This window comes from Paenibacillus agaridevorans (assembly GCF_003112455.1).
In the GTDB taxonomy this organism is placed as follows: domain Bacteria; phylum Bacillota; class Bacilli; order Paenibacillales; family Paenibacillaceae; genus Pristimantibacillus; species Pristimantibacillus agaridevorans.
Window position 1 is genome coordinate 1 of sequence record NZ_BDQX01000400.1, and the last position, 19,444, is coordinate 19,444.

The 19,444-nt window shown below is 52.8% G+C and carries 14 protein-coding genes; 1 reads left to right on the plus strand and 13 read right to left on the minus strand.

From position 1 onward, the window contains the following. Positions 1 to 90: 90 nt before the first annotated feature. Complete coding sequence (locus tag PAT3040_RS31230; RefSeq protein WP_108995750.1) at positions 91 to 1,869, minus strand: NHL repeat-containing protein; 1,779 nt, start codon at positions 1,867 to 1,869, stop codon at positions 91 to 93. Positions 1,870 to 2,067: 198 nt separating this feature from the next. After that, positions 2,068 to 2,775 (minus strand): DNA alkylation repair protein, encoded by a 708-nt coding sequence (locus PAT3040_RS31235; protein WP_108995751.1) that lies wholly within the window; start codon positions 2,773 to 2,775, stop codon positions 2,068 to 2,070. Between the two features lie 161 nt (positions 2,776 to 2,936). On the opposite strand from PAT3040_RS31235, the gene PAT3040_RS31240 reads away from it, so the two are divergent. Then, entirely contained in the window at positions 2,937 to 4,166 is a 1,230-nt protein-coding gene (locus tag PAT3040_RS31240) for an aminopeptidase (RefSeq protein ID WP_258235252.1), read from the plus strand. Positions 4,167 to 4,252: 86 nt separating this feature from the next. Here the strand turns inward: PAT3040_RS31240 and PAT3040_RS31245 are convergent, their stop codons facing one another. The 11 genes from PAT3040_RS31245 to PAT3040_RS37685 form a co-directional block, all read right to left on the minus strand. Then, the gene (locus tag PAT3040_RS31245; protein ID WP_108995753.1) at positions 4,253 to 5,890 is read right to left on the minus strand and encodes an AraC family transcriptional regulator; all 1,638 of its coding nucleotides are present in this window, start codon (positions 5,888 to 5,890) and stop codon (positions 4,253 to 4,255) included. 208 nt (positions 5,891 to 6,098) lie between these two features. Continuing rightward, positions 6,099 to 7,052, minus strand: a complete 954-nt coding sequence (locus tag PAT3040_RS31250) for an ABC transporter substrate-binding protein (protein ID WP_179215949.1) — start codon at positions 7,050 to 7,052, stop codon at positions 6,099 to 6,101. A 271-nt stretch (positions 7,053 to 7,323) separates the two neighbouring features. After that, positions 7,324 to 9,588, minus strand: a complete 2,265-nt coding sequence (locus tag PAT3040_RS31255; protein ID WP_108995754.1) for a family 78 glycoside hydrolase catalytic domain — start codon at positions 9,586 to 9,588, stop codon at positions 7,324 to 7,326. A gap of 12 nt (positions 9,589 to 9,600) precedes the next feature. Further along, positions 9,601 to 10,884 (minus strand): FAD-dependent oxidoreductase, encoded by a 1,284-nt coding sequence (locus tag PAT3040_RS31260; RefSeq protein ID WP_108995781.1) that lies wholly within the window; start codon positions 10,882 to 10,884, stop codon positions 9,601 to 9,603. A gap of 61 nt (positions 10,885 to 10,945) precedes the next feature. Then, the gene (locus PAT3040_RS31265; protein WP_108995755.1) at positions 10,946 to 12,571 is read right to left on the minus strand and encodes an extracellular solute-binding protein; all 1,626 of its coding nucleotides are present in this window, start codon (positions 12,569 to 12,571) and stop codon (positions 10,946 to 10,948) included. Between the two features lie 19 nt (positions 12,572 to 12,590). Beyond that, positions 12,591 to 13,487, minus strand: coding sequence for a carbohydrate ABC transporter permease (locus tag PAT3040_RS31270; RefSeq protein WP_108995756.1), 897 nt, complete (start codon positions 13,485 to 13,487; stop codon positions 12,591 to 12,593). A gap of 31 nt (positions 13,488 to 13,518) precedes the next feature. Then, entirely contained in the window at positions 13,519 to 14,418 is a 900-nt protein-coding gene (locus PAT3040_RS31275) for an ABC transporter permease (RefSeq protein WP_108995757.1), read from the minus strand. 115 nt (positions 14,419 to 14,533) lie between these two features. Continuing rightward, positions 14,534 to 16,792 (minus strand): helix-turn-helix domain-containing protein, encoded by a 2,259-nt coding sequence (locus PAT3040_RS31280; RefSeq protein WP_181376950.1) that lies wholly within the window; start codon positions 16,790 to 16,792, stop codon positions 14,534 to 14,536. A gap of 275 nt (positions 16,793 to 17,067) precedes the next feature. Further along, positions 17,068 to 18,129: an NAD(P)/FAD-dependent oxidoreductase gene (locus PAT3040_RS31285; protein ID WP_108995759.1), complete on the minus strand. Its 1,062-nt coding sequence runs from the start codon at positions 18,127 to 18,129 to the stop codon at positions 17,068 to 17,070. After that, positions 18,126 to 19,136: an ABC transporter substrate-binding protein gene (locus PAT3040_RS31290; protein WP_258235254.1), complete on the minus strand. Its 1,011-nt coding sequence runs from the start codon at positions 19,134 to 19,136 to the stop codon at positions 18,126 to 18,128. Before PAT3040_RS31290 ends, PAT3040_RS31285 begins: the two co-directional genes overlap by 4 nt. Before the next feature lie 103 nt (positions 19,137 to 19,239). Beyond that, on the minus strand, positions 19,240 to 19,444 hold a 205-nt coding region (locus PAT3040_RS37685; protein WP_181376951.1), incomplete at its 5' end, for a hypothetical protein.

The window sequence follows — 19,444 nt, forward strand, 5'->3', positions numbered from 1 at the left end:
CCCTAGCTGCATATTGAATGGATTCACCTGCCTCTCCCGTAGAATTCAATTAAACGAATCACTTGCGGCTAAACTCACCTCCTATAGAAATCAACACGCTATTATTAAGCAATATAAAGAAGCTCCAACTGCGAAATACAATTCCCGCTTCTCAATAACAGCAGCCGTTCTTACCTTGCCAGGAAGAAGAATGCTCTTCTCTATGAAAAAGTCGGATGTATTGACAATGAGCAGAAGATTTCCACTGAATACAGCTATGGCTCGGTCGTTCAATTTAACCATACAGCTGCTAGCCTCCCTGATTTGCAGCTCATTTACGAACTTCATTAAGACGGGATGAAAGACACAGATCTTCGACCCTACGCCAACAAACACATATTCACCGGCGGCAAGTATAGCTGAACCCGTCTGTCCTTCTTCCTCGAAGCGATGAAGATAAACAAGATGTTCTTTCGGAGACCATACTCCGAAGCAACAAGATTCCATCTTGGTCGGAAGTCCGCTTGCACCCCCGTTTGTTGTAAAATATAAATAATGCCCATCAGCCGCTAAACCTGCGATTTGTTGCCCAGGTACAGGCTCTGCCCATTGCTCAACTTCCAGGCTAACGGGATCTACTTTTGTAAGAGCTCCTCCGTAAGTTCCGTACTTAGCCGACCACCCCGTCCAAAATCCCCCGTCTGGTCCGATAACGCTTCCGCCTTCCGGGCGTATGTAAGCCGGCCGAACAGGAAGAAGAGACATCGGATTTCGATTGTTCAGTTGATCCCACGTCTCTCTAGGATCATAGACGATGTGGTCGCCTCCAATGTATGAGGACATAAACAAGCGTCCGTTAATCATCTGCATTCCATACACCTCTCCTCCCGCATCACATACGGAAGATGAGTTCCAGGAAGCCTTAGTACTCGGATTATAGGTGAAGATCGTTTGACCGAAGGCGCTGCACCCCCAGAGCAGCCCATTCTCGTCTTTGATCAAAGAATGAATCGCTGTCGGAGGAGCAGTGGTTGGTATACGCTTTAACATCGGCACTTGGTCTGGATGATCGAGGATGAAGTAATCTTGACCGCGAATACCTGCCAATTTCCCTCCTCCAAGCGGAATGACGCGATTCAACTTTCCATTCGGAAGAAGGATCTCCTGCACGACTAGTTGATCTCTCAAAGCGGAATCATCAATGATACGATCAAAGGTATCTTTATGATAAAAGGCGAGCTGATCCTCGCTTGCAAGAACGATAGCCTGATCGTTTATTTCTTTAACCCGAAAGCCGGGGAGGCCGAATTCTTGAAGGGTTCCCGACGCTATGTCGAATACTTTCATGCCGGACTGTTCGAATCCATAGGCAATAAAGATATACCCGGGGAGATCTCCTGATAGATAACGGCTGTATTGGTTTTTCTCTTGCTCGCTTACACGACCCAGGTGTTCTAATTTATGCCGCACGGGGTCATATCGTATTAACGCGCATCCCGGCCATGTTCCGCCATAGATCATACCATCTGAGCCTACTACCAGCTCCCAGAAGTACTTCTCTCCGATGGGCTGCAAAGGCTCTGCCCAGGTTCTTGTCGCTAAATCGAAGCAATGAAGATAAGCATGTTCCGGGCATGTGCCGACAATCAGCTTCTCATTATTCCAGTTCACAAGTCCCCATGCTCCCGAATCACCCGGCAATGGAACGGCTTCCGCTTCTTCTGTGGCCGTATCAATGAAGATCAAATTACCGACCCCACCTGCTGCAAAGTTCGAAAGAACCCACTTTTGCTTTCCGTCAATCGGGTCAATGATGTCCGTACTGGCGAGTATGTTGAAATTTTTGCAAGGCTGCTGAACAAAGGAATAGTCCGTTTTCCAATCATTCATTCGATATTCTCCTTAGTCTTTGGATAACTTGCTCTAACTTTCGCATTTCACCCTTTTATCAAGCAATGATCAATTTCCAAGAAGTCCTCATCCATAAAATGATGAAAAACAAACAAAAAAAGATAAACGCCTCTATCAATTTCAAGTGACGTTTATCCATAAATCATACGTTTTTAATTGTTTGCCATCCTACAATCATTAACATCTAACGTATTTGCGTTTAAAGCCAATCTGCCCCTTGTCGATCGCCTTCTGAATATTGGCTGGCGCCTGAAGAATTTTGCTTTTGCCATTGTCCAGTTGGACCTCCACGGGATCCACCGATTTGGCTGTCTCAAAAGCCTGTTCATGGAGCGGTTTGTACGACACGGCGACCGTATACAGGAAATTGCTCATCGAATATTGGGCCCTGGCAGGCGCCTCGTGTATAGTCTTGCTTACCTGTTCAAGCAGGCCCTCCAGCTTGCTCCGGGAGAACTCGCTGTCCGGTCGGCTGCCCAGCAGCCAGCAATAGCAGCTCCAGCCCGCCGACATCCGCAGCTCGTCGCCGCTCGCGATCCACTTGTCCGCCACTTCCTGCGCGATGTCGGTCTCCGCCAGCGTGACCGCAACCACGTAGTCGCCAACCATATAGAAATACGCGCTGTCCATCCAGCGATCGAAATCCGCTTCGGTCATGGCTTTGGGATCCGCAATGACGCCGGCGAAGTACATGGCGTCGTAATTGCCCGTGTCATACAACTCGTCCGCCAATGCTTGATTCTGCTTGATCTTTCTCTTGATGGGCTTCATCTCGCCCGTGGCAACGCCGAACAACGGTTCATGCGCGCCGTTGGACATATAGATTTTTTTGGTGCGCTCCTTGCCAAGCGCTTCGAGCTCTTGCATAACCGATTCCAGATTCATGTATGGACACTTCCTTTCGGATCATTGTGGGAAAAGCATGTACTAAAAAACTTAACAGGTTCAATTGAATAGTTCAAGCTATGGCCCGCCCTCCGACTATTGCGGATGAAGAAAACAATCGAAATGTGATACACTTTGGTTCAGAAGAGGAGGAATCCATCTTGCCAACAGTAACGGAGTTAACCAAATATGCCGATCTGATCGTCCGCACCGCAGTCCATATTGCGCCGGGACAGACGCTCTGGATCAACGCGCCTATCCATGTGCCGGAGCTGGTCCGCCTCGTCGTAAAACGAGCTTACGAGGTTGGAGCCAAACAAGTGCACGTGGAGTGGCGCGACGAGGAAGTAACCAAGCTGCACTACAGCCTCGCCCCGGACGCGGCGTTCGAGCAATATCCCGCCTGGCGGGCGCAGGCCATGACGGACTTGGCCGAGGCTGGCGACGCTTACCTGCTCATCCACTCGGAGGACCCCGAGCTTCTAAAAGGCGTCGATCCCGGACGGATAGCGAACTACTCCCGCATCTCTTCTGCGGCGCTTTCTACCTTCAGGTCGTACATGTCGTCGAAGCGCATGACCTGGTCCATCGTGGCCGCTCCTTCGGAGGGTTGGGCCAGGCTCGTCTACCCGCAGCTTGAACCGAATGTAGCTGTTGAAACGTTATGGGAGGCCATTCTCCGAATCGTTCGCGTGGACAAGGACGATCCCGTTGCGGCCTGGGAGCGGCATAATAACGAGTTGCTTGCGAAGCGGGCTTATCTCGACGCCAAGCAATACAAGCAGCTCCATTACCGGGGGCCAGGCACGGATCTGGTCATCGGATTGCCGGAGCGGCATCGCTGGAACGGGGGCATTTCCTGGAACGAGAAGGGCGATGCCTTTAATCCCAACGTGCCCACCGAGGAAGTGTATACGGCGCCGCTTCGAACCGGAACGAACGGTTTCGTGCGAAGCACCAAACCTCTGAGCTATCAAGGGAAGCTGATCGAAAATTTCAGCCTGACCTTCGAGGAAGGACGAGTCGTTCATTTTGAAGCGGAGAAGGGTTATGAGGTGCTGAAAACGATGCTGGATCTGGACGGCCAATCGCGTTATCTGGGAGAAGCTGCGCTGGTGCCGCATCATTCTCCAATCTCGAATTCCGGCTTGATTTTCTTCAATACGCTGTTCGACGAGAATGCCTCTAACCATCTGGCTCTCGGCAATGCGTATCCTACTTGCATCGAAGGCGGCGCCTCCATGTCGCGCGAAGAGCTGAAGCAAGCAGGGCTGAATCAGAGCATTCTGCACGTCGACTTCATGATCGGCTCGGCTGATATGGACATCGACGGCATTACGGCGGACGGCGTGCGGGAGCCCGTGTTCCGCAAGGGCAACTGGGCGTTCTAGCTCTCGAACGATTCTGCGGGTCGGCAGCCACGCTCCGGACTTTTCGGGGCGTGGTTTTTTCGTCCCATTCGCCCTTATCGCCACGTTTAACCGCCCCTGACGATCAGCATCTCCGTCAGCAGCTCCAGCTGCGCTTCTACCGAGACGGGATCGAAGTAGGCGAATTGTTCCTTGCCCAACTCGAACACCCGGTCCCCTCGTACCGCCGCTAGCCCGTTCCAGAGATCGCGGTCCCGCATGAGCCCGATGCCCTCCCCTTCGTTTACGACGAACAAATAGCGGGAGGACTCCGCATATTCGGGCAGACGGTCGATGGGGAGGCCTTGAACGATCTGCGTGCCGCTCTCGATCAGTTGGCGCACCTTCGCCGGCGCCGCAAGCCCGAGCCCCCTGTAGACCGCCCAACCGCTACGCCCGTAGTTGTCGCCAAAGACGGAGAACTGGCTGCCTCCGCCCTCCAACCGGATGATCGTGGCCGGGGAGTCGCCGCCCGTTATACCGGCTTCCGTTAAAGCGGCCCGCGCCTTCTCCGCTTTCAATTCGTAACGGGCGACGAACTGCTCCGCCGCCTGCGGACGATCGATCAGCTCGCCGACCAGCCGGATATCCTCGTAGATGCCGCGTTTGCCGTCATACGGAATGATGACGGTGGGCGCAATCTTGGAGAACTGTCCGTAATATTGCGAATGGGTGTCGTTCATCAGAATGAGATCGGGCTCGAGCCCGGCTATCTTCTCCAGGGAGGGCTGCGCTCCCACGTCGACGATGTCCCGCTCCTGCTCCTTCAGGGACTCGCTGCCTCCCCACCAGGTCAGGTTCGCGCCTAGCGGCTTGACGCCTATCGACATTAGAATGCCGGCATAATAGAGTGCAACGATTCTCAGTTCGCGGCGACGCTTGGCCACAAAATGTTTGGGCGCCATCCCTACCATTTGCTTGAACCGCCTGCTGAAGTAATACACGTCCTGGAATCCCGCATTGCGAGCGATCGTGTTCAAATCGTCGTTCGAGACGAGCAGCCGCTTCTTCGCCTCGTTCATCCGAAGCTCTGTCATGTAATCGACGGGACTGCGACCGGTGAGCTCCTTGAACAGGTACGTGTATTGCCTAACCCCGATGTTAGCCAGCTGAGCCAGTTGCTTCACGCTCGCGATACGCGTGATGTCCTCATGCAGCTTGTCGATGCTCCCGCTCACGGCGCTTCGGGGATTTCGCTCCGACTGCCCGTCATTGCGCTCGCACAAATAATAGAGCAGCTCCTGCAGGCGAATATGCTGCCGGTAGCCTTCCAACCCCGTCTTATGCTCGCGGTGCCGGTACAGCTCCTCAAGCATGGAGGCCCATTGGCCGAATGGCTGCACGTGAAGCTTGTCTTCCAGTCGCAAAATCTCTTCCTCCGCATCCGGCTCCTTCAACCCGATTCCCTGCTCCTCCGTGCTCGCGATTCGTTCGATGCGGAACGCCAGACGGTAGAAGGCCAGCCCTTCGGATTCCGCGCCGTCCACTTCCAACAGGGCGCCGGGAGCGGCCAGGAAACAATGTCCTTTGATCAGCCTGATGCGTTTGCCGTCGATCCTCCCCGCTCCCCTGCCCTGCATGACCGCGATCAGCGAATAATGATGGACGAACAACTTCTGAGACAAATTCTCGGGGGAACACGCCCGGTAATCCATATCCACGAACGTGAACAAATGGGACCGAAAGGATAGCTCAATATGTTTCATGGAGAGCGGATCAACTCCTCGTCGGATACAATGAGAACAATTATCAAATATCTGTTAGCCTCCATTGTAACCTCACCGGGCGCTCCTATCAACCTCGGGCACTTGCAAAAAGAAGCCCTCGTCCGCCGGAATGACGGAGCAAGGACTTCTTCTAAGCAAAGACTTCTTCTAAGCAAGGACGGACATCCGCCGGGACGGATAGGATTACTTACGAATGCTCTAGCAGCAGCTCGGTAATCAGATCAAGCTGGGCTTCGATAGAAATAGGGTCGAAATAAAAATATTGTTTTCCGTCCAGCTCGATCGCTTTGTTATTCTTGACGGCCGGGATGGTCTTCCATGTGTCGCTATCCTTCACGAGCTCCAAGCCCTCGCCCTCATTGGAGACCAGAATATAGTCCGCGTCGGCTACATATTCCGGCAACAGCTCCATCGACAACTGCTGAACGATTTGGGCGTTCTGATCGTTCAGTTCCTTCTCGATGCGGGCCGGCAGCTTCAGATTCAGCCCGCGATAGACGGACCATCCGCCGCGTCCGTAATTGTATCCGAAGATGGCGAATTGGCTGCCCTTGCCCTCGATTCGAATGATGGCGACCTTGGCGTTCTCGTCGATTTTGCCTGCGATCTTCTCTCTGGCAGCCGCCGCTTTCTCCTCGAATTTCTTCAGCAGCTCCTCGCCCGCTTCCGGTTTGCCGAGCACTTCGCCCAGCAGCTTCGCATCGTCGTAGGTGCTGTTTGCCGCATCGTAAGGGATGAGCACGGATGGAGCGATTTTGGCATATTGGTCGTAGTCCTCGACGTTGTTGCTGTTCATGATAATGAGATCGGGGTCCAGCGCCGCTACCGCTTCCAGCGACGGAGGGCCTCCTACGTCCACGATACCGTCCGACTCCAGTTCCTGCAGGAACGGGCTTCCGCCCCACCAGGTCAAGTTCGCCCCGACCGGCTTCATATCGAACGCCAGCAAGAGATGATGATAATACAGCGCGACGATGCGCTTCGGCTCCGCCGGAATCTCGACATCCCCGTTGACCGTGCTAACCACGCGTGTCTCCGCCTTCTTCTCGCCGTCTCCGTTTCCGCCGCAAGCGCTAAGCGCCGTTACGATTAACGTTAGCGCGACCCCCAATAATACATGCTTCATTCTGTGTACTTGCATTTTTAAACCCTCCAACGTGATAATAGTTCTCATTATCATCCATTATAGGAGGGCGAGTATACCTCAAACAATAGATTATTAGGCTAGAATTGACCGTTTTCCGGCAAAACCTTGTTATTTTGTACGAATTTGCAGCCCAGGGTTGCTTTTGCAGGCATTCGACTGTAGTCAATACAGCTGCTCGTTCGCCTACCTTTTAGAGCCATAAGCGTTATTAACGCCTATGGCTGCTAAACGGAGTTACTTTACGGTCCATCGGCGTTTTTAACGCCTACAGCTGCTCGTTGCGTATCTTTACGCCATCAGGCGTAAGTAAAAACGTTCCTTCCTTCCCATGCTCCAGCACAAAGGGTCCGGCAACCGTCTGGAACGATAGATGCAGCTCCTCAAGACTTGCAGGAATTCGAGGCCGGAAGTTCACCTCTGTCCATCCCGGCTCCGCCGGCTGAATGCCCGCGATATGTTCGATCAGCATCGGAATCGGGGCGCTTGCCCAAGGGTGGCATAAACTTGTATTCCACTTTGCGTCCTTCGACCAGGCTTCGAAGCAGGTTGTTGCTCCTTCCTTGATCATGGTGCTCCAGGAATTGGCGTCGTCGGATACAATCAGCTCGTAAAGCAAGTCGTATGCTCCCGCCTTTGCCAGCGACTGAAGAACAAAATAAGCCATATAGACGCCGCAGCTCAGCCTCTTTTGGCTAATGAACCGCACAATCGACTGTACTTCTTCCCCTTCGTCGGCAAGTCCAAATAGCAGCGACAGCGCATTGGCATGCAGAGAATGATGGCTGGAGCCCGCCGCATCCACAAACAATCGATGCTCCGGATCGTAAAACTGCGTTCGGAACGACTCGCGCCTTTGCTCCTGCTTTTGCTTATCTTGAGAATCCCCCTGAACCTGAACCTGGGCGTCCAGAATATCCCGCATTTGCAGCACGACGCTCCAGGCTCCGTAATAAAAGGCATTTACAACAAGATGGCAGCCCTCGCCGATCGGCAGCGTCAACGGAAAATCGTATTCGTCCCTCATCCCAACCGGCCAGTCCACCAAATTCCACTTGTCCGTGACCCGCTCCAGCAGGCCATCCTCTCGTTCAAATTGCGCGAAATGTCGGAGAATACCCTCGGCCGCCGGAAGCATCTCGCGCAGAAAGTCGGCATCGCCGCTTTGCCTGTAATATTGCAGCAGCTGCATGGGCCATTGCAGCGAGAAGTCGGCAATTTCCTGCATATGATGTCCCGGCGCAACTGCCGTAAAACCCTCACATACTTTAAGGGAATATTGCCGGAAATCGAGCAAGGATTTGCGGAACAACCGCAAATCGCCCGAAAGATAAGCATGGGCATGCGTAATAATCGTATTGTCGCCCAGATATTGCCCCTTCTCTCGACTAGGGCAGTCCACGTAGTTTTCTTGAGACCCCCATTGTACGCCGTTGCCGCAAATCGACCAGATCTGATTTAACAAATCATTGGAGGAGCGGAATCGGCTCGCTTGTTCATCCAACGGGTAATGCCTTGCGATGGCATGAATGCTGTCTATATCGATGACAACGGAAGACGGCGCAATAATTTCGGCATAACGAAACGCTTTATAGTCATAGAAGTCAGGTTCGTCCACCGCGCCCGATAAGGTCCAGAGCTCCCGGTAGTCGCAATTGCAGCGCATCTGAAAGCGAACGCGCCGAGGCTCTTGCTCCGCTCCATCCCCCGCACCGTCTCCGGCTCCGTCCCCGGACTCAAGCAATTCCTCGCCGCAGCGAATTTCGACGATATCTCCCGCTTGACCGCGCGCCTGAAACTGCAGCTGTCCGGTCAATTCATGACCGAAATCTATCCAAAGGCCGCCCTCCGATAACCGAACAACGCGCTTCGGGCGGATGGGATAAACCGCGAGCGGAGGCGTAGGCTGGGCAATCAGCGTATAATCATGGCCCGCAAACGTGCAACACGGCTTCCAGCCGGCAAGAGATGCTTCCGGCTCCCGCCAGTCAGCCTGCTTCTTACGGCTGTCTATCGCTTCAAGAAACTGCGTATTATAGCCAATAATACCTCCGCTGCTGTATTCCTCCGCTATCCGACACAGCCATGTCTCATCGGTATAAGCCGCGAGCCGTCCGCCGATCTCCAATTCCGCGATCATGCCCTGGCGGTAATCGCCGCTGTTGTAAGAGCGGCAGACAAGCCCGTGATAATAGAGATGAACGGCGATCACGTTCGTTCCCAGCTTCAAATAGGGCGCAACGTTATATCGATTGTAATAATAATGATCGTAGCTGCTTTGCGCTGGACCTTGACCGACCGGCTGCCCGTTGATATAAAGCTTGTAATAATCGTCGGCCGTTATGTCCAGCCAGGCTTCCTCGCCAACCACGTCCAATTCGAACGAATTGCGGACGAGCATATGAACGTTCGTTAAAGCTTCCTCGTGACTATGCGCCTGCCCCTCCTCCATCTCCTTATGAAACAAATAGAGCTTCGGCCGATCGACGAACCGTTCATCCGTAATCCATGACGCCGTCCAACGTTTCTCCACCTTCGATTCCCCCTACATACGATTCGGCACAATTGCACCATGTTGTCGCAGACAATCCGTCAGTTCCTTGTAGGACAACTCCTGAACCTTTACGTTATTTCGCGATGCAAGCGCGGCGGCGGCTCCTGCGGCTTGCCCGGTAGCCATGCAAGTGGCTTGAACCCGATAAGCGGAATTGGCCATCTGATCGCCTGCTATACAACGTCCGGCGACAAGCAGATGTTCGCTCCGAACCGGTATAAGCGCTTTGTACGGAATCGTCGCCACGACATGCTCGGCTTGATACTTTTTTATAATCGTGTTGCTGCTCGGGTGATGCAGATCTATCGGATAATAGCTGTAACACACCGAGTCAGGCCACACATACCCATTTAAATACGCTTCTTCGGTGACGGTTTCCTCCCCGACGATCCGCCATGTTTCGCGAATGCCGCATTCGCTCGCGGCAAATCGGATCGTAAGCCGCTCACAGCCCGGAACCGTGCGCAGAAATTTGTAGATGCGCAGCAAGGTCCGGCGCGCCTCCAGCTCCGCCGCCGTTCTCGTCGCCGAGCTGCCGCCGTCTATTCCCGGCACATGCATGCTTATGGCGCCGCCCTTTAAATCGTGATAGAACGGAATGTCGCTTGCCGGATGATCCGTCATACGAATTTCGCCTTTGGCAAGCGCTGCATCATAAAGCCGCTTTAGCTCAAGCGGATTAATATCGTCCATCACGTACCCGCCGATTTCATTGATTATCGTTCCGGGCTGCTTATGCTCGCTCTTGACTCGTCCGTAACCGAGCAAGCCGCATACATCGGCATCGCCGGTCGCGTCCACAACCTTGCTTGCGTGCAGCAGGCTTATCCCTTCTTTGCCCGCCACAGTCAGCAGGATGCCGGAATCGGTCCCCTCGGCCGCCGCCGTCATTTCATGAAACCTTAATTCCACTCCGGCGTCAACGCACATTTCGTCCAACACGGCCGAATACAGGAACCGGTTGATGCGAATCTGGTGCTGCCAATGCCGTTCGGGCACGACGGAGAAGTCCGGCAGCTCCGCTCCCTCCAGCTCGGCCGTCCGCACGACCGCATCCCAGCCGAGGCCCGCGATCACCTGCTTCCCCCAAGCATGGAACAAGCCCGGGAAATTGACGGCTCCCACCGTGGTCGTTCCGCCCAGCATCCCGTTTTTTTCGATCAAAGCCGTTTTGGCTCCCGCTTTGGCCGCTTGCATCGCTGCGGCTGTTCCTGCCGATCCGCCGCCGACCACGACGACATCATACTCCTGTATGTTTCGTTGCTTCTCCCTCATAATCCTCTTCCTTTCCGCAAGGAAAAGGGCGCAGCATCCCCGCTTCGCCCGTTCCTGATTTTTATTTTGCGTTTTTCCAGCGATCATAGGAAGCTTGATAGATGGCTACCAGTTCCTCTACCCCCATTTTATTCATCGTCTGCACGTATTCTTCCCATTTCGACACCGGGTCCTGACCAACGACGATTTTTGCTTCCATCTGCTCGATAAAGGTTTGCAGATCAACCGTGATCGCATTAACCCGCTGCAGCTCATCTTCTGTGAAATAAGTAAGCGGGAACGCCTTCTGGCCATAATCCTCATACTGTCCGACCTGGTCATTCAGCACGAATCCGAGCCAGCTCGAGTTCAGGAACTTCTTCTCCAACTCTTCGTTGGCGAAACCATAACCCAAATTAGACACCTTCATATTTTTGAAATCGTTCTCCAGCATTCCCTCCGGAACCATAAACTCCACATACTTCGGATCCGTGTCGGACCAGCGATAGCTTTCGCCTTCTATGCCGTATTGCGCGTGCAGGTAACCTTCCTCCGAATAGAGGTAGTCAAACCAGCGAATCGTTGCTTCCGGATGTTTATTCGCGCTAGTAATCGCAAACATGCCGCGACGTATCGTATCTCGCTCCAGGTAGATCGGCGTTGCGCCCGCCTCGCTCACAAGCGGCGGCATTTGCGGATTGTCCAAGATGTTATTAGGCACAACCTGCCTATCCTTTCCGCCAAAGATCGGCAGACTGTTGCCCATGACACCGTACAGCTCGTTTTCGCCTTTGGCCGTCATTTGCGCTTTGTTCTGAGAGAAGATTTCGGGATCCAGCAGCTTCTCGGCGTACAGCTTATTCATAAAGGTCAAGTAGTCCTTGTAGCCGGACTGTACCGGCACGAAGTTGACCTTGTCATCCTTCACATTAACGAAATCGCTGACATAACCGAAGTACGACAACATGATCGGGCGAATATAATGCAGTTTATTGTCCCCGGTCAACGGAATTTCATCGGCTACGCCCTTTTGGTTAGGATCTTCATCGCGGAACTTCACCAGCAAATCATACAATTCGTCGACTGTTGCAGGCAGCTTGCTAATGCTCAGATTGTTCAACCATTCGCCATTCACGAACAATCGCAAGTAGCGGTCGCGCGGATGATCCGCGATTTGCGGCAGTGCATAAATATGTCCGTCCGGCGCGGTAATCGATTGGCGAATTTCCGGATTATCCTCGAACAGCTTCGTCAATGTTGGCGCATAATCCGCAATTAATTGCTCCAGCGGTATCAGCATGCCTTGCGAGCCGTAGTTCACTTCGTCATTGCTGCTCAGCCCGCCTTGGAAGAAGACGTCCGGCAATTCATTACTGGCAAAGGCCAGGTTTTTGCGTTCCTGATAGGATGTGCTTGGCAAGGTCGTATATTCGAACTGAATATTCGTATCCTTTTCCATTCCTTTGAAGAAATAGAGGTCCTCCCAATTCCGCTGCATGTCCTCGGCGCCCATCATCGTCAGCTTGATCGGCTGGTCCACGATCGGAAGGCCTGTTTCATTAAATGTTTTCGGCTTATCGGACGGCTTCTGGCTTTCCGCCTGATTGGTATTTGTATTTCCCTCGTTGCCGTTCGACGCGCAACCCGGCAATACAGCTAAAATTAGCGCCACTGCTGCAGCTACGCTGCGCACTGTTCTTTTTTTCATAGAAAAACCTCCCTGTGTTTTATCCTTTAATGGATCCGATCATAACGCCTTGCACAAAATGACGCTGAACAAACGGATAAACAATAATAAGCGGCAGTGCGGCAACAATCATAACCGCGTATTTGATCAATTCCGATATACGAGTCTGCTCCGCCATCATCAATTCCACATCGCCGCCGTTCATCAACATTTGCGCCGCAATTTCTTGCTGCACCAATATTTCTCTAAGGAAGAGCTGAAGTGGGAACATGTTTCTGTCGCTCAAATAAATTAATGCGCTGAAGTATTGATTCCAATGGCCTACGCCGTAGAATAGCGCCATCACCGCGATGATCGCTTTGGATAAAGGCAGCACAATAACAAAAAACATTCTAAAATCCGAACAGCCGTCCATTGACGCCGCCTCTTCCATCTCCCGCGAAATGTTTGATTGGAAGAAAGTTCGCGATACGATAATATTAATCGCCGAAGCCGCCGCGGGCAGCAGCAACGCCCAATACGTGTTTACCATGCCCAGATCCTTTACGAGCAGGTAGTTTGGAATTAAGCCGCCGCTAAAAAACATCGTAAAAATAATAACGAGCGTCACCGGCGTGCGGCCGGGCAAATCCCTTCTCGCCAGCGCATAGGCGCAGGGCAAGGTGACGGCCAAATTAATCAATACGCCGGCAATGGTATAAATGGCGGAGTTCATATATCCTTGCCATATATCCGGATTACGAAATACCCTCTCGTAACCCTCGAATGTTAGTCCCCTGGGCCATAACCACATTTGTCCGGAATTCACATAAGACGGATCGCTAATCGATGCGCTTACGATATATACCAGCGGATACAAGACCAGCATAGCCAGAATGGCAAGAAATCCGCTATTCATTGCCTGGAACACCCTGTCTCCCCATGTTTGTCTGATCATCCCTCTGTCCCTCCGGTCTTCCGCTCCGATTCTACCATAAACTGTTGCCGCTCCTTCTCGCCAGTCTGTTGAAGGTAAGCAGAATCGCAAAATTAATGGCATTATTGAACAAGCCGATTGCCGCCGTGTAGCTGTACTGCGCTTGAAGCAAACCACTTTTGTACACATGTGTCTGAATGACCTCGGAGGACTCCATGTTCAGCGGATTCTGCAGCAAATAGATCTTTTCGAAGCCCACGTTCATAAAGCTGCCCAGATTAAGAATAAACAAAATAATAATAGTTGGCATAATGCCCGGGACATTGATATGGAAGATTCGTTGCCAGCGACTGGCGCCGTCGATTTGCGCAGCCTCATGAAGCTCCGGATTGATGCCTGCGAGCGCTGCCAAATAGATGATGGCGCCCCACCCCAGGTTCTGCCATTCCCCGGACAACACATAAATGCTCTTGAACCATCCCGGCTCCGTAATAAAGGAGATCGACTCTCCGCCCAAAGCTTTAATAATCGTGTTGACAATACCCGAGGACGGATCAAGAAACACCAGAATCATGCCCGAAATGACGACGACCGAAATAAAATGCGGCGCATACGTGACGAGCTGCACAAATCGTTTGAACCGCGCTCTGGTCACCTCGTGGATCGACAACGCCACAATGATCGAGACCGGGAACAGCGCCAGCTGGTACAGGTTGATTTGCAGCGTGTTGGTTAACAGCAGCTTGAAGTAATACGAATTAAAGAAACGTTCGAAATGATCAAAACCAATCCACGCGCTTCCCCATATTCCTTTTACAGCCGAATAGTTCTTGAAAGCAATTTGCGCGCCGTATATCGGGATGTAATGAAAAACAATAAAGTAGGCCAGCGCGGGAACAATAAAGACGTACAGCTGCCAATACTTGCGAACGTTCTTTGAAAGCGCGATCATCGAGAATCCTTACCTCCCCTCATCGGTTGATGGTTCTCACTATAGATTCGAGGGAGTCTAGTGTAAATCGGCGATTTTTGTTCAATCGGTCATATTGGATTCCGTCACAAATGACCTATTCCATACGCGCTTTTTTCCTGTATTCGCCCGGGGTCAGCCCCTCGGACTTCTTGAATTTCTTAATAAAGCTCGACATATCCTGATAACCGGCTTCGATAATAATATCTTTAATGGGGCGATCGGTTGACAGCATCTCGCGCTTAACAGCCTCGATCCGAAGTTGCTGCACATATTCTATAAAGGATGTGCCCGTCTGCTCGCGAATTAATCGGCTTATATAGGAAGCGGACACGTCGAATTGCTGGGCCAGCATGTCCAGACTTAGCTGATCCGACCTGTAGCCCTGATCGATTTCCTGTATAATTTTGGCGCACAGGTCGGCACGCTTCGTTTGTTTGCCCGCCCCCACATGCTCGCAAATACGGATCACAACGATACGCATGCTTTCCCGCAGATCCTCCAACGTCTGGAACTCCATCATTCGTTTCGTTTCCGGCCAATCCATCCCGATCTTCAGAGTTCTCATCTCCTTCAGCACGGCATTGACCAGATCGAAGCAAATATAACGAAGCAACAGCACGGACTGCTCCATCTGCGCCATATTGTCCAGCATCGCATGCAAGGAATCGAGACATACGGCTTGATCCGCCATTCTAAGACTTTGCGTAAACTTCATCTGGTCGCCCATCGAATATTGGCGATTATGATCCTGGAGCTTCGCGGTATCTTCGAAGAACAACACATGTCCCTCCGGGAACAGAAGACGGTATTCTATGGTGGCAAGCCCTTCGATAAACGATTGATTAATGTCGGACAGCTCGCTGCGGGCCGTGCCGACGCCTATCAGGGAATGAATGCCGAGCTTCTCGCGCAACAGTGCCTGAATGGTGTCGGCAGCCTGCTTCTGATGCGCTCTAGTATCCGCCACAACATCCTGAACCGACATGACAAGCGCAAATGCCTGCTCGTCCAGCAATTCGATACCGAAGCCATTGCTGCCGGGGACCTCGACCCGATTCAGAATACGGTAAAGCGCCTCGCGTCCGGATGAGCCGACGATCTGATTGCTGTCCTGGCGATAAGAGATGACCATGACGTAATAATATTGGCCTTGAATATGCGGATATAAGGCCGATCCCGCCCCCGTCTCTGCTTCGGACCCGCTCCCCGTTAATGCCCGATAGAGCATTTGATCGATAACCAAAGGCAGTTGCTGCTCCATATTCGTCTCTAACTGCAGTGTGTAATGATGCAGGTCGTCCACCGTTCCGCGAATAAACTCGAACTCGTTGGCGCTCCTCCGCTCCGATCTTCCCGGCGTGCTCTGATGCTGCAAATGCGCAACTAGCGCGCGGATCGGGCCCGACTTTTTAAAGGAAACGAACCAGGCCGCAACAATGCCGATCACGAGCACCAGCAACAGCACCAAGCCGGCGATCTGCTTGAACTGGATGACCCGATACCAGAATTGATCCGTCGGCATCACGATCATGTACGTCCAGCCCGTCAGCTCCGACTTCTCGCTCATGACCGAATAGCTTGTAGAGCCGATTCTGCTAATAACCTCGCCCGTCTTAAGCTCGGACTTCTGCATAATGCGCTCCAGCTCGGGAGAATCCTCCGTTCGCTCGACGGCAAGCACTTCGCCAGCCTCATTGAGCAAGTAGACGGCGCCCTGCACATTACCCAGCATATTGCTCATCATGCTTGTCAGCATCGATTCGTTGATCAGAAACAGCACCGTACCGTATGGCTGGCTATTGTTCGGCATAATTGGGAACATATACGTGAGCAGACGTTCTTCCTGGGTGCCTCTCAATTGGACCGGAACGGCTGGCTTCAATGTAATCTGAAGACTCGTGGACAGGTCCTGCAAAAATGCCTCGCGCTCCGCCTCCGGGAAAGGATACATCTCTTTGGTCAGTACATTCAGCGACACTACGCCTTCGTTAGAGAAGATGTAGCCATCGTTGCGGAAATACAGCAACACGCTCTCCAAAATCAAGCTGTTGTCCTTGTATCTGGACAGTTCCTTCACCGTCTCCGCAGCCGAATAGTCATTCAGCTTCGCCGTGTATGGAGTCAGCCGTTGATCGAAGGCCATCTTCGCCGCCATATGCTTCAAGCCGTTAATTTGGCTGTCGAGATAGCTTTGCACCTGCTTCAGCTTATAGCTGTTCGCTTGCTCGATCTCATGCTGCACAACCTTTACCGCGTTCATGTATATAAAAATTCCGAGGATAAGAAACGGGATCGCGAAAATAAAAACATAGGATATCAAATAATCTCTCCATAACCTGGATTTTTTGTTCATCGCTTGCATAGCCCCTTTTTCTATTTTCTGTTTCTCTATTCTGTTAACGCTTACAAAAAGTAAGTGTCTCTATTGCTAGCGCCTTTATCATTTTATATCGATTTTAGGCCGGAAAGTAAATGAGCGATTTTTGACAAATCGGTCATATTCGCTTGAAGCCCATTAACTCCATATTATAGCCGAACCTGACTCATTCTCGAATGCAAAAAAGACACGGAACCGCATTCCGTGTCTTTCCTAAGCTTAACGATTGGATCGTCGCCCTGCCGCGTCTTCTATTGCATTTCTACAGCCTTGCTTGCATGAAGCAACTGCTTGTTCATCTCCCGGAATTTCTCGTTATGCGAAGAGACATATGCCATGTTAGGCGCCTCGGCATCGATGTAGCTCATGGCGCTGTTAACGGCGAGCACCGCGTCGGTGAAGGCCCCGGCTATCAGCTTGACTTTGTTGGAGTACGAGGCGCAATCTCCGGCGGCGAAGATACCGGGGAGGTTCGTCGCCGTCTGATCGCTGACATGAATTCCGTGCTTGCCGATATCCAGACCCCACTCCAACAGATCGCCGTAGCTGCGCGTATAGCCGTGACTGACGACCACGGCGTCGACCTCGATCATCTCCTTATCGCCGCTCTCGATATGCGCGATGCTGACCGCGCCGATAACATCTCCCGCGCCGTGAAGCCCATGCAGCTCATAAGGCGTACGCACGTCCGCCACCTGCAGCATGCTGGACACGCTGCGCTCCATGGCGCCGAACTCCTCGCGGCGATGCACCACGATCACTTGCTTGGCCACGTCGGCAAGCTCGTTCGCCCAATCTACGGCGGAGTTTCCCCCGCCGGATATGAGCACTCGCTTGTCCCGGAAGGACTCCGGGTTCTGGACGGTATAATGCAGATTGGTCAGCTCATAACGGTCCGCGCCTTGAATGTTCAGCCTGGTCATCTCGGTAATGCCCCGACCAACCGCGACAAGAATCGTCTTCGTATCATGCGACTCTCCGGTATCGGTGCGCAATCGATAAGCGCCGCCAGGCAGCGTCTCCAGCCCGTCGACCCGCTGGCCGAAGACGATGACCGGTTCGAATGTCCTAGCCTGTTCCGCGAGCCGCTCGATTAGTCCATCGCAGCGGAGCGGCGGAATGCCGCCGACATCCCAGATCATTTTCTCAGCGTAGTGATGCAGGAAACCTCCCAGTTCGTTCTTACCCTCGATCAGCTTAACCTTCATATCCCGCATGCCCGCATAGAAGGCCGCATACATGCCCGCGGGACCGCCGCCGATAATGGTCAGATCGTAGAGACCGCCAGTCTCGTTCGAAGATGGGCCGCTCATGGCTTGATCATCTCGCGAATCTGCTTCATTCCCTCGGTAAAGACGATTGGACCGCCGCGCTCCCATGGATAACTATTCACCTTGTACACCTGGCCTTTCTGAATGGCCGGCACGTTTTTATACAGCTCATTGCTGAGCAAGTCGTCCACAAGCGCCGCATTTTCGTCGTTCCCTTGCACCAACAGGAAGAGATGCTCCGCTTCCAGCCCCGTAAAGCTCTCAAGCGAGAACTGCGCGCCCCATGTATCCGTAGCGGCATCCTTAACCGGCGTCAGGCCAAGCAGATCGTACAGGATAAAGGAAGCGGAAGAACCGGTTCCCGGACCGCCGTACAGCTCCAGCTGATTTTGACGGACCTTGATAAACGCGACGGGTTCGTCTCCGATTGCGTCTGCGACATACGTCTTGGTAATTTCCATTTCCGCATTAAAGGCATCGACGTTGCTCTTAGCCTTCTCCTCCAAATTCAGCAGGCGTCCCATCTCCAGATGCGTCTTCCGCCAGTCGACATCCCATTCGAAGTAGACGGTAGGAGCAATCTTCTGCAGCTCCGTCAGCACCTCGCGGTGATGATAACCAGCAACGAGCAGATCGGGCTCCGCTGCCACGATAGGCTCGAAATCGGTGGACAGCGGAAACGTTCCCATTCCTTCCAATTGATCCGCCAAATAAGGCAGATAGCCGTTAATGTTATCGTCCCTGTCATAGAGCGGAGCGGCGACAGGTTTAAGACCGAGCGCCAGGAAGTGATCGACGTCGTCGTCATACGTCAGGACGATCCGCTCCGGATTGGCCGGAATGTCCACCGTGCCTGCCAGCGTCGTGACAGTGCGCACGGTTGGCGACGGCTCCGGCGTCTCTTCTATAACCTCAGGCGAGGGGCTCGCGCTGCCAGGCGCAGTGCTCCCCTCTCCCCCTTCGTTTGTCGCCTTGTTTTCTCCTCCGCAAGCGGCCAACAGAATCATGATAAGTGCCGACATCGCCAGCAAGAGTCCCCATTTTTGCATTCTCTTCACAGCTTTTCTCTCCTCGTCAGTCGATAATGATAATTCTTCTCAACAAGAAGAGTAACGCATTTCCGATGGGAAAGCCATGTACGATTTCCGCAAATTATTTGTGGAATTTTGCAAACAAAGCCAGGATCAACTTCACGCCCATCGAGTAGGCGATCGGACCGCCCTTCCCCCATGGATAGCGGGGCAGCTCGATTAAACGGGGACCTAACCGTCGTATCCCGGGCTCCTCCAACAACCCGCGATGCACGTCGGCCGAGCCGCTTCGCTGCCCTACGAACAGATAGTCGGCCGGAATCGCG